Annotated in this window: 13 protein-coding genes and 5 tRNA genes; 8 read left to right on the top strand and 10 right to left on the bottom strand. The window is 73.6% G+C overall.

Translation table 11 applies throughout. From position 1 onward, the window contains the following. The first annotated feature begins 237 nt into the window (after positions 1 to 237). Positions 238 to 798 (top strand): CGNR zinc finger domain-containing protein, encoded by a 561-nt coding sequence (locus tag AB0J12_RS16575; protein ID WP_363264996.1) that lies wholly within the window; start codon positions 238 to 240, stop codon positions 796 to 798. A gap of 53 nt (positions 799 to 851) precedes the next feature. Here the strand turns inward: AB0J12_RS16575 and AB0J12_RS16570 are convergent, their stop codons facing one another. After that, the gene (locus AB0J12_RS16570; RefSeq protein WP_363264995.1) at positions 852 to 1,019 is read right to left on the bottom strand and encodes a hypothetical protein; all 168 of its coding nucleotides are present in this window, start codon (positions 1,017 to 1,019) and stop codon (positions 852 to 854) included. Positions 1,020 to 1,181: 162 nt separating this feature from the next. Further along, positions 1,182 to 1,622: a hypothetical protein gene (locus AB0J12_RS16565; protein WP_363264994.1), complete on the bottom strand. Its 441-nt coding sequence runs from the start codon at positions 1,620 to 1,622 to the stop codon at positions 1,182 to 1,184. 286 nt (positions 1,623 to 1,908) lie between these two features. Between AB0J12_RS16565 and AB0J12_RS16560 the strand changes: the two genes are divergently transcribed. Further along, the gene (locus tag AB0J12_RS16560) at positions 1,909 to 2,454 is read left to right on the top strand and encodes a DsbA family protein (protein WP_363264993.1); all 546 of its coding nucleotides are present in this window, start codon (positions 1,909 to 1,911) and stop codon (positions 2,452 to 2,454) included. Between the two features lie 69 nt (positions 2,455 to 2,523). Here AB0J12_RS16560 and AB0J12_RS16555 read toward each other — a convergent pair whose 3' ends face one another. Genes AB0J12_RS16555 through AB0J12_RS16545 form a run of 3 tightly spaced genes read right to left on the bottom strand, consistent with a single transcriptional unit; the run spans position 2,524 to position 5,346 of the window. Further along, positions 2,524 to 3,348 carry a GNAT family N-acetyltransferase gene (locus tag AB0J12_RS16555; RefSeq protein WP_363264992.1) on the bottom strand — a complete coding sequence of 275 codons (825 nt, stop codon included), beginning with the start codon at positions 3,346 to 3,348 and terminating at the stop codon, positions 2,524 to 2,526. A gap of 52 nt (positions 3,349 to 3,400) precedes the next feature. Further along, complete coding sequence (locus AB0J12_RS16550; RefSeq protein WP_363264991.1) at positions 3,401 to 4,222, bottom strand: aminodeoxychorismate lyase; 822 nt, start codon at positions 4,220 to 4,222, stop codon at positions 3,401 to 3,403. Continuing rightward, a complete protein-coding gene (locus AB0J12_RS16545; protein ID WP_363264990.1) occupies positions 4,219 to 5,346 on the bottom strand; it encodes a chorismate-binding protein in 1,128 nt (375 codons plus the stop codon). The genes AB0J12_RS16550 and AB0J12_RS16545 overlap by 4 nt, the downstream gene beginning before the upstream one ends. A 199-nt stretch (positions 5,347 to 5,545) precedes the next feature. On the opposite strand from AB0J12_RS16545, the gene AB0J12_RS16540 reads away from it, so the two are divergent. The 5 genes from AB0J12_RS16540 (at position 5,546) to AB0J12_RS16520 (ending at position 6,026) form a co-directional block, all read left to right on the top strand. Then, positions 5,546 to 5,618: transfer RNA gene (locus AB0J12_RS16540), tRNA-Gly, on the top strand. A 40-nt stretch (positions 5,619 to 5,658) separates the two neighbouring features. Beyond that, positions 5,659 to 5,732 (top strand) — tRNA-Cys (locus AB0J12_RS16535). Position 5,733: 1 nt separating this feature from the next. Beyond that, positions 5,734 to 5,805: transfer RNA gene (locus AB0J12_RS16530), tRNA-Val, on the top strand. 48 nt (positions 5,806 to 5,853) lie between these two features. Next, a tRNA-Val gene (locus AB0J12_RS16525) sits at positions 5,854 to 5,925 on the top strand. A gap of 29 nt (positions 5,926 to 5,954) precedes the next feature. Next, positions 5,955 to 6,026: transfer RNA gene (locus tag AB0J12_RS16520), tRNA-Val, on the top strand. A gap of 50 nt (positions 6,027 to 6,076) precedes the next feature. Here AB0J12_RS16520 and AB0J12_RS16515 read toward each other — a convergent pair. The 3 genes from AB0J12_RS16515 to AB0J12_RS16505 form a co-directional block, all read right to left on the bottom strand. Then, positions 6,077 to 6,370, bottom strand: coding sequence for a zf-TFIIB domain-containing protein (locus AB0J12_RS16515; RefSeq protein WP_363264989.1), 294 nt, complete (start codon positions 6,368 to 6,370; stop codon positions 6,077 to 6,079). 81 nt (positions 6,371 to 6,451) lie between these two features. Beyond that, a complete protein-coding gene (locus tag AB0J12_RS16510; RefSeq protein ID WP_363264988.1) occupies positions 6,452 to 7,435 on the bottom strand; it encodes an aminoglycoside phosphotransferase family protein in 984 nt (327 codons plus the stop codon). A 701-nt stretch (positions 7,436 to 8,136) separates the two neighbouring features. After that, positions 8,137 to 8,331 (bottom strand): hypothetical protein, encoded by a 195-nt coding sequence (locus AB0J12_RS16505; RefSeq protein WP_361625205.1) that lies wholly within the window; start codon positions 8,329 to 8,331, stop codon positions 8,137 to 8,139. 615 nt (positions 8,332 to 8,946) lie between these two features. Between AB0J12_RS16505 and AB0J12_RS16500 the strand changes: the two genes are divergently transcribed. Beyond that, positions 8,947 to 10,395, top strand: a complete 1,449-nt coding sequence (locus AB0J12_RS16500) for a serine/threonine-protein kinase (RefSeq protein ID WP_363265147.1) — start codon at positions 8,947 to 8,949, stop codon at positions 10,393 to 10,395. A 34-nt stretch (positions 10,396 to 10,429) separates the two neighbouring features. Here AB0J12_RS16500 and AB0J12_RS16495 read toward each other — a convergent pair whose 3' ends face one another. Both AB0J12_RS16495 and cobA read right to left on the bottom strand, forming a co-directional pair. Further along, positions 10,430 to 11,248: an RNA methyltransferase gene (locus AB0J12_RS16495; RefSeq protein ID WP_363264987.1), complete on the bottom strand. Its 819-nt coding sequence runs from the start codon at positions 11,246 to 11,248 to the stop codon at positions 10,430 to 10,432. A 116-nt stretch (positions 11,249 to 11,364) separates the two neighbouring features. Then, the gene (gene cobA, locus AB0J12_RS16490) at positions 11,365 to 12,591 is read right to left on the bottom strand and encodes a uroporphyrinogen-III C-methyltransferase (protein WP_363264986.1); all 1,227 of its coding nucleotides are present in this window, start codon (positions 12,589 to 12,591) and stop codon (positions 11,365 to 11,367) included. Positions 12,592 to 12,681 lie beyond the last annotated feature (90 nt).

The raw sequence follows: 12,681 nt of genomic DNA, 5'->3' as shown, positions 1-12,681 counted from the left end.
TGCGCGCGTCAGGGGCATCGGGGCCCCCACCCGCTCGGCCTCACTCGCCACGTTCCTCCCCGCACGCGTCACGCTCCGTCCCTCACTCTTCGCGTTCGCCCGGGAACCCTCGCGCACCTCGTCGCCGTTCTCCCGGCATACACGGGTCGGAGCACACGGGTGCGCAGTCGACGGGAGCCATTACCATCGGCCACCATCGGCGGGCGCCCGCCCGACCCCCAGGCCAGGGAGCGAAACGTGCTGATCACCCATGACACCCGGTGCGCCCTCGACGCCGTGGTGGATCTGGTGAACACCGCACCGGAGGACGATGCGACGCCGGACGGGCTTCCGGACGTCGCCGCACTCGCGGAGTTCGTGCAAAACCACCAGATCAGCGATGTGGGGGTGCTGTCGGAGTTCGATCTCTCGGCCGTGCGCAAGATCCGCGGACGGTTCGCCGGCATCTTCGCCGCGCCGGACGCCCGCAGCGCTGCCGTCCTGATCAACGATCTGGTGGCCGCGGCCGGGACCACCCCGCGCCTGACGGACCACGACGGCTACGACTGGCATGTGCACTACTTCGCCCCCGGTGCGTCGGTCGCCGACCACCTGGCGGCCGACTGCGGGATGGCGCTGGCGTTCTTCGTGGTGGCCGGGGAGCAGGAGCGGCTCCGGCGCTGCGAGGCACCGGACTGCCGGCGCGCCTTCGTCGACCTGTCCCGCAACCGCTCGCGCCGGTACTGCGACAGCCGCACCTGCGGCAACCGTCTGCACGTGGCCGCCTACCGGGCGCGACGCAAGGAAGCGGCGGGCTGACCCGGGCGAGGTCGCGAGGCCCGGCGGGTGACGCCGGGCTCCACGGGTACGGCTCACAGCAACAGCAGATCGTGCAACGAAGCCATGAGCAGCAGACACCCGATCACCGCAAGGAAGATCATCAGCGGTGGCTGGGAAAGGGCGAAGAGGCAGCCGCGCGGCTCTTCCTGCGGCGGCGCGGCCTCGCTCTGTGTCGTGTCCGGCTGCGTCGTGTCCAGCATCTCGCGGTGATGATGGCGCAGCCGGGCCCCCCTCGGCGATCAACACGACCTAATGTCCAGGAGTCGCTGGAATCCGTGATGACCTGCGCGAACCGTGATCATTGAGTGATCACTTCGGGCCGTGCGCGGACCCAGTGTGTCGTTTCGGTCCGCCGGCGTCCGTCATATGCCGTGCTTCTTGAGGATGGCCTCGATGTCGGAGAAGTCGTCGGACGCGTTCGCCTTGGGTGCGGTCGCGGGCCGGGTCGCCGGCCGGGTGCCGGGGCCGAGGGATGCGGCGGAGGCGGTCGGGGCGACCGCGTCCGGCTGTGCGGCGCGGGCGGCCTTGCGCTCGGCGCGGGTGCCGCCGCGGCGGCGTTCGACCACGCGGGTCGTCATGAAGAGGCCCCAGGCACCGACGAGTACGACGACACCGGCCCAGGCCGTGGGGCTGAAGGCGGTGTGGGCTGCCCACTCGACGACCCCGGTCATGACCAGGCCCAGCGGCACCAGGGCGTACGCCGCGATGCGGGCAGCGGCGAGGAAGCGCTTGCGGTAGGCGGTGACCACCGCGATGCCCAGGCCGGCCACGGCGACGGCTGAGCAGACGGTCTCGGCAATCATCCGGTCCTCCAGCGGGCTCGGTCGGGTGCAGACGGCCGGTCGGTCGGTTCGTCCCTTCCATCCTGCACCGCCCGATCCCCCTCGGGCCATGCCTGAGGCCGCACATCAGGGAGATGTCGGGGTCGCCTCCTCCCGGGTGTCAGGGTCCTCTCCACCCCGGGGAGCAGATTCCCCTCCTCCCCGGGGCCCGGGCGGCATGGCCTCCGGCCGCACCCTCAATGCCGTACGGGGGCGGCCTGCCCGGTCCGGATTGGGGTGTGGCGGGCCGGGCTGGGAGACTGGGCGCATGAGCGAGTCCTCCCCCGCGGCCACCCCTTCCGCGTCCCCCGCCACCCCTGTCGTCCTCGACGTGTGGTGCGAGTTGCAGTGTCCCGACTGCCGCACCGCCCTCGACGACGTGCGCGCCCTGCGTGCCCGCTACGGCGAGCGGCTGGAGCTGCGGCTGCGGCACTTCCCGCTGGAGAAGCACCAGCACTCCTTCGCCGCGGCGCAGGCCGCGGAGGAGGCCGCGGTGCAGGGGCAGGGGTGGCCGTACGTGGAGGCCGTGCTCGGCCGGGTCGAGGAGCTGGACCGCAAGGGGGAGCCGTTCCTCGTCGAGGTGGCCGGCGAACTCGGCCTGGACGCCGAGGAGTTCGACACCGCGCTGATCGACGGCCGGCACATCCTGATCGTGGACGCCGACCAGGCCGAGGGCAAGGCGATCGGCGTGACGGGCACCCCGACGTACGTCATCGGCGGCGAGCGTCTCGACGGCGGCAAGAGCCAGGAGGGCCTGCGCGAGCGCGTGCAGGAGATCGCCGACCGCCTGCTGGCGTCGGGCCAGGAGAGCTGACGGCCCCGGCCCCTCCTCCGGCAGCGACGCCTCCGGCACCTGCTCTTCGGTACGGCCCCTGCGGTACGGCTACACCAGCTGCTTGTAGAGGGAGTACAGCGTCGTTTCGTAGCCGAGTGACTCATAGAGCCGCTCGGCTGGCGTGTTGCCCGCGAAGACGTTGAGGCCGATCCTGCGCTCCCCCGCCGTGACGGCCTGGGCCTCCGCCAGGAGCATGAGGGAGCGTCCGTGGCCGCGGCCGCGGTGGGCGGCGTCGGCCTCGACGTCGAAGACGAAGGCGCCGTCCTCGCGCAGCGCCAGCCACAGCGTGCCGACCGGTGTCCCCTCGTGTTCGAGGACGCTGATGAGCGTGCCGGGCGTGGCGCGGCCCTCGGGCAGCAGGGTGGCGTGGTCCCGCTCCGACTTGGCCCGCGCCTCGGCCTCGGGCACCCCGCGCTGGATCCAGCTGCGGGCGTAGTCCTCCTTGCCCTTGGCCAGCCAGGGGCCGAACTCCTCGTCCGTCATGGGCCGCCCGGTGCTGCCTCGGGGCAACCGTGGCGGGGTGCCGTCGAGCGGCTTGGCCATGGTCCGGTTGCGCACCACGTATCCGAGCGCCGTGGCGAGGCGGAGCGCGGCGCCGGCGTCGGCCGGGACGCTCGCCTCGATCCGCCGGCAGCCCCAGCCGCGTACGACTTCCTCGGCGGCCAGCGCGGCCACCGTGGCCCGGCCGCGCCCGCGGTCGGGTTCCTCGATGCGCAGGTCGAGGACCTGGGCGACGGCGTCGCCGAAGACGGGGTGGGTGCGGAGGTGGAGCGCGCCGACGGGGCGGCCGTTCACGCACACCTGGAAGCGGCGCGAACGGGTCCCGTCGGCGTTTCGCTGGAGCGGCTCGGTCGGCCGCAGGGTGGTGGTCATCACGGGTGTTCTACCCGCCGTACGGCCCCGCGTCAGCCGAATATCGCGGGGTCTACGGGTCGAGGTCGTCCCCGGCGCGCTCCTGGAAGATCCGCATGGCCTTGGCGGTCACCGGGCCGGGGGCGCCGGGCAGTTCGCGGCCGTCGATCCGGTGCACGGCCTGTACGTCGCGCAGCGTGGAGGTCAGGAAGACCTCTTCGGCCCGCTGGAGCACGTCGAGCGGCAGGTCGGTCTCCTTGGCGCCGGTCCACTCGACCACCAGCTGCCGGGTGATGCCGGCGAGGCAGCCGGAGGCGACCGGCGGGGTGTGGATCTCGCCGTCGAGCACGACGAAGACGTTCGAACCGGTGCCCTCGCACAGCTGCCCGACGGTGTTGGCGAACAGCGCCTCCGAAGCGCCCTGTTCATGGGCGCGGGCGAGGGCGACGACGTTCTCGGCGTAGGAGGTCGTCTTCAGTCCGGTGAGGGCGCCGCGCTCGTTGCGGGTCCAGGGGACGGTGACGACGGCCGTGGTGTCCGGGCGGCGGGTGGTCTCGCCCAGGGCGACGACCAGGGTGGGGCCGTGCTCGCCGCGGTCGGAGCCGAGGGGGCCGTGGCCTCCGGTGTAGGTGATGCGCAGCCGGCCGAGCGGCATCGGGTTGGCCGCGAGGACGGCCGTGCAGGCGCGGCGGACCTCGTCGTGGTCGGGGTCGGGCAGGCCGAGGCCGCGCGCGGAGCGGGTCAGCCGGTCGAGATGGCGGGTCAGGGCGAACGGCGTGCCGTCCACCGCCTTCACCGTCTCGAAGATGCCGTCGCCCACGGTCAGCCCGTGGTCGAAGACGGAGACGCGGGCGGACTCGACGTCCTGCAGCGCGCCGTCCAGCCAGATCTTCACTGGTCGCTACCTCGCAACTTCGGGCCGGGGACCTGACTGCGGCCGGCGGTCCGGGGGGCGTCCCCCGGATCGGCACAGCACGTCGCCGGTCCCTCCTCACTCACCTCGTACGTCCCCGACGCTACCGCGAGCAGCCGGGACGCCTTCAGCTCGGTCTCCCGCCACTCCCCCTCGGGGTCGGATCCCCAGGTGATCCCGGCGCCGGTGCCGAAGCGCAGCGTGCCCTCGCCACGGTCGATCCAGAAGGTGCGGATGCCGACGGCCAGCTCACCGACGCCCCGGTCGGCGTCGACCCAGCCGATGCCGCCGCAGTACGGGCCGCGGGGTGCCGTCTCCAGCTCCTCGATGATCCGCAGGGCGCTGGACTTCGGGGCGCCGGTGACGGAGCCGGGAGGGAAGGCGGCGGCGAGCAGCTCGGGCCAGCCGGCCCCCTCGCGCAGCTCGCCGCGCACGGTGGAGACCAGGTGGACGAGGCCCGGGTGCTTCTCGACGACACACAGGTCGGGGACGGTGACGCTGCCGGTGGCGCACACCCGCCCGATGTCGTTGCGGACCAGGTCCACGATCATCACGTTCTCGGCGTAGTCCTTCGCGAGCAGGTCCGCCTCGGTCCGCCCGGTGCCCTTGATCGGCCCGGACTCGACGACGCGCCCGTCGCGGCGCAGGAACAGCTCCGGCGAGGCGGTGGCGATCTCCACGCCGTGCGCGGGCAGCCGAATCGTTCCTGCATACGGCGCCGGGTTGCCCCGGGCCAGCAGGGCCGTGAGGGCGTCGACATCGGCGTCCGGCGATACCGGCGCGGACAGGACGCGGCAGAGGTTTGCCTGGTAGACCTCGCCGGCCGCGATGTACTCGCGGATCCGCCGCACCCCCGCGGTGTACGCGGCGCGGTCCAGGGACGACGTCCAGTCGCCGGTCGCGGGGCCGTGCCAGGCGCCGGACACGGGCGCGGGCACCGGCTCCTGACGGACGTCCGAGAAGCGGGCGCAGGTCAGCCGGCCCTCGAAGTCGGCGGCGACCGCCCAGAAGCCGGAGGAGTCCAGGGCCGCGGGGTCGTCGGTGACGTCGGTCAGGCCGATGGCGAGGCGGTCGCCGAACCGGGCGAGCGGGGGCAGTTCGAGCACGCTGTCGAGTCTATGGCGGGTGTCCGTCGGGTGGCCCGGGCGTGTCCGGGCGGTGCCCCCGGCGGGGGTGCGAGCGGCCCTGACCAGGTCGTCGCGGGCACGCACCGCAGCACGCTGCGCAAACGCGTTTTTGTGCTGGCCCAGGAATCCGCTAGAGTTCAACACGTCGCCGGGCCGCGGAAGCGGACCGAAACGACAGGCGGACGTAGCTCAGTTGGTAGAGCGCAACCTTGCCAAGGTTGAGGTCGCGAGTTCGAACCTCGTCGTCCGCTCGAAGGAAGTAAGGGACCTTCCCGGATCCCCTACACTCCTGGTGGAGTGGCCGAGAGGCGAGGCAACGGCCTGCAAAGCCGTCTACACGGGTTCAAATCCCGTCTCCACCTCCAAGGACGATTAGCTCAGCGGGAGAGCGCTTCCCTGACACGGAAGAGGTCACTGGTTCAATCCCAGTATCGTCCACTGGATCTCCCCGGAGGTCCGAGGATCTTCTCGAAGATCCGCATCCCCGCGCGATTAGCTCAGCGGGAGAGCGCTTCCCTGACACGGAAGAGGTCACTGGTTCAATCCCAGTATCGCGCACTGTCGGTGACCCGGTGGTCACTGATCCCGGACGATTAGCTCAGCGGGAGAGCGCTTCCCTGACACGGAAGAGGTCACTGGTTCAATCCCAGTATCGTCCACACACCGAAGCCCCCGGTCCTGCGACCGGGGGCTTCTTCGTGCCCCGCTCTCAGCTGGAGAAGAGCATGTGGCCGAAGCTCTTGTGACGGTGGTGACCGCCGTGGCCGTAGTGACCACCGTGGCCGCCGTGCTGCGGAGCGCCCCAGGCGGGCGCCTGCGGGGCCGGGTAGGACTGCGGGGCGGGCGGGGGCGGGGCGGGCTGGGACCACTGCGACTCCAGGCGGGTCAGCGCCTCCAGCTCGCCGTAGTCGAGGAAGATCCCCCGGCAACCGCTGCACTGCTCGATCTGCACGCCGTTGCGGTTGTAGGTGTGCATGGGCGCATGACACTTGGGGCACTGCATGGTCGGCTCCAACTCCTCGCCGTTCGGTCCTGCTTCGCGTATCGCCAGGACAGACTCCGTCCGGCCGCGGTCGGTTGCACCCTACGGTGTGACCTGCACCGCCGTCTGCGCCGGGGCGCCGTCCATCCGCGCGCAGGCGTTCACGACGGCCTGCTCCACCTCGTCCAGCGGGCGGCCGGCCGCATGGGCCTTGACGAGCGCGCGGGCGGCGGTCTGCACGGTCAGGGTGCGCGCCGGGACGTCCAGGGCCGGCCAGGGATCGCCGGTCGCGGGGACCGCGGGGCCGCCGGCGGCACGGTAGGCGTCCAGGAAGCGGGAGAACTCCTCCGGCGGCAGCAGCCCGCAGGCGTACCAGGCGCCCGGACGGGCCAGATCCCAGGCCGGTACGCCGACGCCGAGATCGTCGACGTCGATGAGCCGCCAGGCACCGGCCGCGGCGGGGTGCCGGACGAGCTGGCCGAGATGCAGGTCGCCGTGGCAGAGAGCGAGGGGGCCGGGCATGGGCGCCTCGGCGCGGGCCCAGTCGGGCAGGGCGGCCCAGGCGCGCAGGACGGGCGTCGCCGCGGTGAGGGGGGCGGGGATGCGTGCGGTGCCCTCGGCGGGCGGGGTGGGAGTGACGCCGAGGGCGGCACGCAGGCGGGTGACCGCGTCCGCCGCCTTGGCCGGGCCGCGCATGTCGGGCAGGTCCCGCGGGGCGGGGGTGCGGTGCAGGTGGGCGAGGAGGGTGGCGGCGGCCTCCCACGGGGCGGCGTCCGGGTCGTCGGGGTCCACGGGGGCGCCGTACGGCCAGAAGGTCACCAGGCGTCCGTGCAGGGTGAGCGGGCTCCCGGTCAGCGGGGGCAGGAGGACGTCGGGCAGCCGGGCGGCGGTGGCGAGGCGGGGGGCCAGAGCGGCGGGATCGGTGTGCGGGGCGTGCGCCTTGGCGACCGTGCCGGCGTGGCGGACGACGGTGGCGTCGGGGCGGTCGGCCAGCGTGGTTGCCGCGCAGGCGGAGCAGGGGGTGTCGGCGGGGTGGGCCCTTTGTCTGACCTCGCGGGTGAGGTCGGCGAGGAGGGCATGGGGCATGGGCTGAGGGTACGGCTATGAGCTCGGCGCGTTGCAAGGGGGCGGTTGGTTGGCGCCGGCCGGGGGCGGGGTGCGCAACCCGGCGCGGCGGGGTGCCCCTGGCTTCCGCCGGCCGGGGGCGGGGTGCGCAGCCCGGCGCCGCGGGGTGCCGCTGGCTTCCGCCGGCCGGGGGTGGGGTGCGCAGCCCGGCGCCGCGGGATGCCGTCCGCGCCCTCCCGTGCCGCCCTGCGGCACGACTGCCCGCGGGCTTGCGAAGCGGGCTGAGCCGCACGCGGCATGACGGACCGGCCGAGCACCGCGCCGCACGCAGGGTGGCGGGCCGACCGGGAACCACGCCGCACGCGGGATGACGGGCCGACCGGGCACCGCGCCGCAAGCGGCATGACGGACCAGCCGACACCGCGCCGCACGCGGATGACGGACCAGCCGGGCACCGCGCTGTGCGTGGGAGGAGGGAGCTGTGTGACGTGGCCGCTCGCCGCGTGTGGCGTTCGCGCGGGTGCGGGAACGGCCGTAGGGCTCGGCTCGCCGTCCGCGGGATCGTGGTGCCGGAGGGGTGAGGGTGCTCGGGGGAATGGCAATGCCGGCGCAGCTCCCCAGCTGCGCCGGCATTTTTTGCCGTCCGCCGCACCCCCGTCCCCACGGGGTTTCATGGGTGGATGTCCCCGCCCGGACCGCTCTTCCGGGCCTGGGGTCGCCGCTCAGCGCCCCAGCATCACACCCACGGACGACGCCTGTGTGGCCACTGTCTCCCAGCCGTCGAAGACGAGCAGGAGCAGGGCCGCCAGGGGAAGGGCCATCAGCGTCGCCACCAGGGGGTGGCGGCGGCCTGTGCGGCGGGGGCGCGTGAGGCGTCCCTGCGTGCGGAGCAGTGTCCGCGGTGCCGTGTGGGCCATGGTCCCTCTCCCGACCGTGTCAGTCGTCCTTGGCAGCGGCGAGTGTCGTGACCTCGGGGGACGAGTGCTGCCACCCGCCGCTTGACCTCAAATCTAGGCGGGCGGCGGACCCGGCACGTCATGCCTTCGTATCGATTGGCGGGCCTCCCGGAGGATGAGCCACCACCTGGGACGTACTCCCCTGGGTGGAGACGCGGACCCAGGACTCGGGGTCTTCCCGGAGGGGGCGTCCGCTCCGGGGCGGTTTGCCCCGTCCGTTCGGCCCCGCACCGGGAGCCCGGCCGGGTGACTTCGATCACTTCGCCCGGTCTGCGGCATACCGCCGTCGTCGCCCGGCGGCCCGCCCCGCCCGACCGCGTCCCGCCCAGGCGCAAGGTGTCCCCCACTGCGGGGTCCGACCCGGGGCGGTCGTGCAAGTCAAGATCAACAGGCTTGGCGGGGTGGGAGGTTGGGGACCGCAGTGGCTCGGAAGCAGGTCGTCCGTACTGCTTCTGATCCGTCCTCAAGTGCCGTGCAGGCAACCGGGAACGCATCGGCACGAGAGGGCGCGGCCTCTGCGCGCAACCGGCCGCGGAAACGTAAGCTGTGCCACGTCACACGGACCGGGCAGCGGGGATGAACATGGCGATGATGCGCCTGAGGCGCGAGGACCCGCGCGTCGTCGGCTCGTTCAGGCTTCACCGACGGCTCGGCGCGGGCGGGATGGGCGTGGTCTACCTGGGCTCCGACAAGAAGGGGCAGCGGGTCGCGCTGAAGGTGATCCGCCCCGATCTTGCGGAGGACCAGGAGTTCCGGTCGCGGTTCGCGCGCGAGGTCTCGGCTGCGCGGCGCATCCGCGGCGGGTGTACGGCCCGGCTGGTCGCCGCCGACCTGGAGGCGGAGCGGCCCTGGTTCGCGACGCAGTACGTACCCGGACCGTCGCTGCACGACAAGGTCGCCGACGAGGGGCCGCTGATCGCGGCCGACGTCGCGGCGGTCGGGGCCGCCCTGTCGGAGGGGCTGGTCGCCGTGCACGAGGCCGGCGTGGTGCACCGGGACCTGAAGCCGTCCAACATCCTGCTCTCCCCCAAGGGCCCGCGGATCATCGACTTCGGCATCGCCTGGGCCACGGGCGCCTCCACGCTGACGCACGTCGGTACGGCCGTCGGCTCGCCCGGCTTCCTGGCGCCGGAACAGGTGCGCGGCGCGGCCGTCACACCGGCCACGGACGTGTTCTCGCTGGGGGCGACCCTGGCCTACGCGTGCACCGGTGACTCACCGTTCGGGCACGGCAGTTCCGAGGTGATGCTGTACCGGGTGGTGCACGAGGAGCCGCAGCTGCACGGCGTACCGGACGCGCTGGCGCCGCTGGTGCGCACCTGCCTGGCGAAGGATCCCGAGGAGCGGCCCAGCACGCTGGAACTGTCGCTGCGGCTGAAGGAGATCGCGGCCCGCGAGGCGCAGGGCCTGGCCGACGTGCGCCCGCCCGCGCCCCGCGCCGCCGAGGCCGACCGGCCCACGGGTCGGCTGGCCGACACGCTGTACCCGGACCACACCCAGCGGCGGCCGCAGGGCCCCGCGAGCAACCCGGGAACTCCGCTGCCGCGCGGGAACGCGGGGTCGCGGGCCGGCGCCGCCCGGGGCGGGACGCCCTCACGCGCCGACAGTCCCTCCCGGGGCGGGAGCGCGGCCGCGCGCGGCGGGGGCCCGGCGTCGCGGAGCGGTTCCGGGTCCCGGTCCACCGGCCGGCCGACACCGGCCTCGCGCGACGGACGGCGGCCGGGCAGCGGCAGTCGGCCCGCGCAGGGCGGCGGCTCCGGACGGCCGGCACCGCGCACCACGGGGACGCGGCTGCGCCCGGCCAACCCCCGGCTGCTGCGCCAGCGGCTGACCGTGTTCGTGGTGGTGACACTGCTGGTGGCCCTCGGTATCGCCCTGGTCCAGGGCTGCGAGGGGCCGGACCGGGGGCTCGGGGACAACAGCGGCGTACGGCAGACGCAGGAGAGCGCGCGGCCCGGCTTCACGTCCCTGCCCGAGGACGGGCTGATGTCGCAGCGGTACGAGTCGACTCTGCGGCGGGACTGAGAGAACGCCCTTCCTCAGAGGCGAGGACGCGCTCTCAGAGCTGCGGGCGGCCCGTCGCGACCGCGTAGAAGGCGACCGCGGCCGCCGCGCCCACGTTGAGGGAGTCCACGCCGTGGGACATCGGGATGCGGACCCACTCGTCGGCGGCTGCCAGGGCCTGCCGGGACAGGCCCTCGCCCTCCGCGCCGAGCATGAGCGCGACCCGGTCCATGGTGTGCGGGGCGCACTCGTCGAGGGTCCTGGCCTTCTCGTCGGGGGTGAGGGCGAGCAGCGTGAAGCCGGCCTCACGGACCGAGTCGAGCCCCTTGGGCCAGGTCTCCAGCCGGGCGTACGGCACGGAGAAGACCGCGCCCATCGACACCTTCACGCTGCGCCGGTAAAGGGGGTCGGCGCAGTCCGGGGACAGCAGCACCGCGTCCATCCCGAGGGCGGCCGCCGAGCGGAAGATCGCGCCGATGTTGGTGTGGTCGTTGACGGACTCCATGACCGCGACGCGGCGGGCGCCCGCCAGCAGCGCGCGCGCCGTCGGCAGGGGCTTGCGCTGCATGGAGGCGAGGGCGCCGCGGTGGACGTGGTAGCCGGTGACCCGTTCGGCGAGCTCCGGGTCGATTCTGTAGACGGGGGCCGTCGACTCCTCGATGACGTCGCGCATCGTGTCGATCCACTTGGCCGACAGCAGCATCGAGCGCATCGCGTAACCGGCTTCCCCGGCCCGCCGGATGACCTTCTCGCCCTCGGCGATGAACAGGCCCTCGGCCGGCTCGCGCCTGCGGCGCAGCTCGACGTCGGTCAGTCCGGTGTAGTCGGTGAGGCGAGGGTCGTCGGGGTCGTCGATGGTGATGAGTTCGGCCACGGGGTGATACTGCCTTGTCGTGCGGGCTTGTCGGGCGGGCTTGTCGTGTCGGCTTGTCGGGCGGGCTGTCGCGCGCACGGAGCCGACGGCGCGGGTGAGGGGTGCGGCGCCCGGGGTTACGGCGTAGGGCCGACCTTCACGACCTCGCCGATGACGATGACCGCCGGGGGCTTCACGTCCTCGGTGCGGACGGCCTCGGCGACCGTCGCGAGGGTGGCGTCGACGCGGCGCTGCGCGGCCGTGGTGCCCTCCTGGACGAGGGCGACGGGGGTGTCCGGGGACTTGCCGTGCGCCACCAGCGTCTCGGCGATCTTGCCGATCTTGTCGACGCCCATGAGGATCACGAGCGTGCCGGTCAGCTTGGCCAGTGACGGCCAGTCGACCAGGGAGCGCTCGTCGTCGGGGGCGACATGGCCGCTGACGACGGTGAACTCGTGGGCGACCCCGCGGTGGGTGACCGGGATGCCCGCAGCGCCCGGGACGGAGATCGAGCTGGAGATGCCGGGCACGACCGTGCAGGGGATGCCCGCCTCGGCGAGCGCCTGGAGTTCCTCCATGCCCCGGCCGAAGACGTACGGGTCGCCGCCCTTGAGCCGGACCACCGACTTGCCCTGCTTGGCGTGCTCGATGAGCGCGTTGTTGATGGCCTCCTGGGCCATGAAACGGCCGTAAGGGATCTTCGCTGCGTCGATCACCTGGACGTGCGGCGGGAGTTCGGCGAGCAGGTCGCGCGGGCCGAGCCGGTCGGCGATGACGACGTCGGCCTCGGCCAGCAGACGGCGGCCGCGCACGGTGATCAGGTCCGGGTCGCCGGGGCCGCCGCCGACCAGGGCGACACCGGGGGCACGGGTGCGGTGGTGGGGGGCGACCAGGGTGCCGTCGCGCAGGCCCTCGACGACCGCGTCGCGGATGGCGGCGGTGTGGCGCGGGTCGCGGCCGCGGGCGTCGGTGGTGAGCACGGCGACGGTGACGCCCTCGCTGTGGCCGGTGGCCGGGGTCCAGGCGGTCGCCGCGTCGGCGTCGTCGGAGCGCACGCACCACACACGGTGCCGCTCGGCCTCGGCGGAGGCCGCGGTGTTCGCGTCGGCGTCACTGGTGGCGATCAGGGCGTACCAGGCCTCGGCGAGGTCGCCGTCCCGGTAGGGGCGCCGGTGCCAGGTGATCTCGCCGGCGTCGGCCATGGCCTCGACCGACGGGGTCGCCTCGGGCGACACGAGGTGGATGTCCGCGCCGGCCGCGATCAGGGCGGGCAGGCGGCGCTGGGCGACCTGGCCGCCACCGAGGACGACCACGCGACGGCCGGTGAGGCGGAGTCCTACGGGGTAGGCGGGGTGTTCGGCCATGAGGGACGGCTCCTCGTGCAGCGGTGCGGTGGGGCGCGCTGCGGCTCCGGAGCGGCCCTGACGTGCGGATTTTAGGCGGTGGGCGGGGCG

The sequence above is a fragment of the Streptomyces sp. NPDC049915 genome, from assembly GCF_040656475.1.
Classification (GTDB): Bacteria; Actinomycetota; Actinomycetes; order Streptomycetales; family Streptomycetaceae; genus Streptomyces.
The sequence above is the reverse complement of the archived record's forward strand: the minus strand, read 5'-3'. Positions and strand labels throughout refer to the sequence as shown.

Bases quoted from the DNA above. Each gene is read 5' to 3' on its own strand.
- AB0J12_RS16505 (WP_361625205.1), bottom strand. From the start codon at position 8,331: ATGGCCCACACGGCACCGCGGACACTGCTCCGCACGCAGGGACGCCTC.
- AB0J12_RS16500 (WP_363265147.1), top strand. From the start codon at position 8,947: ATGAACATGGCGATGATGCGCCTGAGGCGCGAGGACCCGCGCGTCGTC.
- AB0J12_RS16510 (WP_363264988.1), bottom strand. From the start codon at position 7,435: ATGCCCCATGCCCTCCTCGCCGACCTCACCCGCGAGGTCAGACAAAGG.
- AB0J12_RS16515 (WP_363264989.1), bottom strand. From the start codon at position 6,370: ATGCAGTGCCCCAAGTGTCATGCGCCCATGCACACCTACAACCGCAAC.
- AB0J12_RS16560 (WP_363264993.1), top strand. From the start codon at position 1,909: ATGAGCGAGTCCTCCCCCGCGGCCACCCCTTCCGCGTCCCCCGCCACC.
- AB0J12_RS16555 (WP_363264992.1), bottom strand. From the start codon at position 3,348: ATGACCACCACCCTGCGGCCGACCGAGCCGCTCCAGCGAAACGCCGAC.
- cobA (WP_363264986.1), bottom strand. From the start codon at position 12,591: ATGGCCGAACACCCCGCCTACCCCGTAGGACTCCGCCTCACCGGCCGT.
- AB0J12_RS16565 (WP_363264994.1), bottom strand. From the start codon at position 1,622: ATGATTGCCGAGACCGTCTGCTCAGCCGTCGCCGTGGCCGGCCTGGGC.
- AB0J12_RS16570 (WP_363264995.1), bottom strand. From the start codon at position 1,019: ATGCTGGACACGACGCAGCCGGACACGACACAGAGCGAGGCCGCGCCG.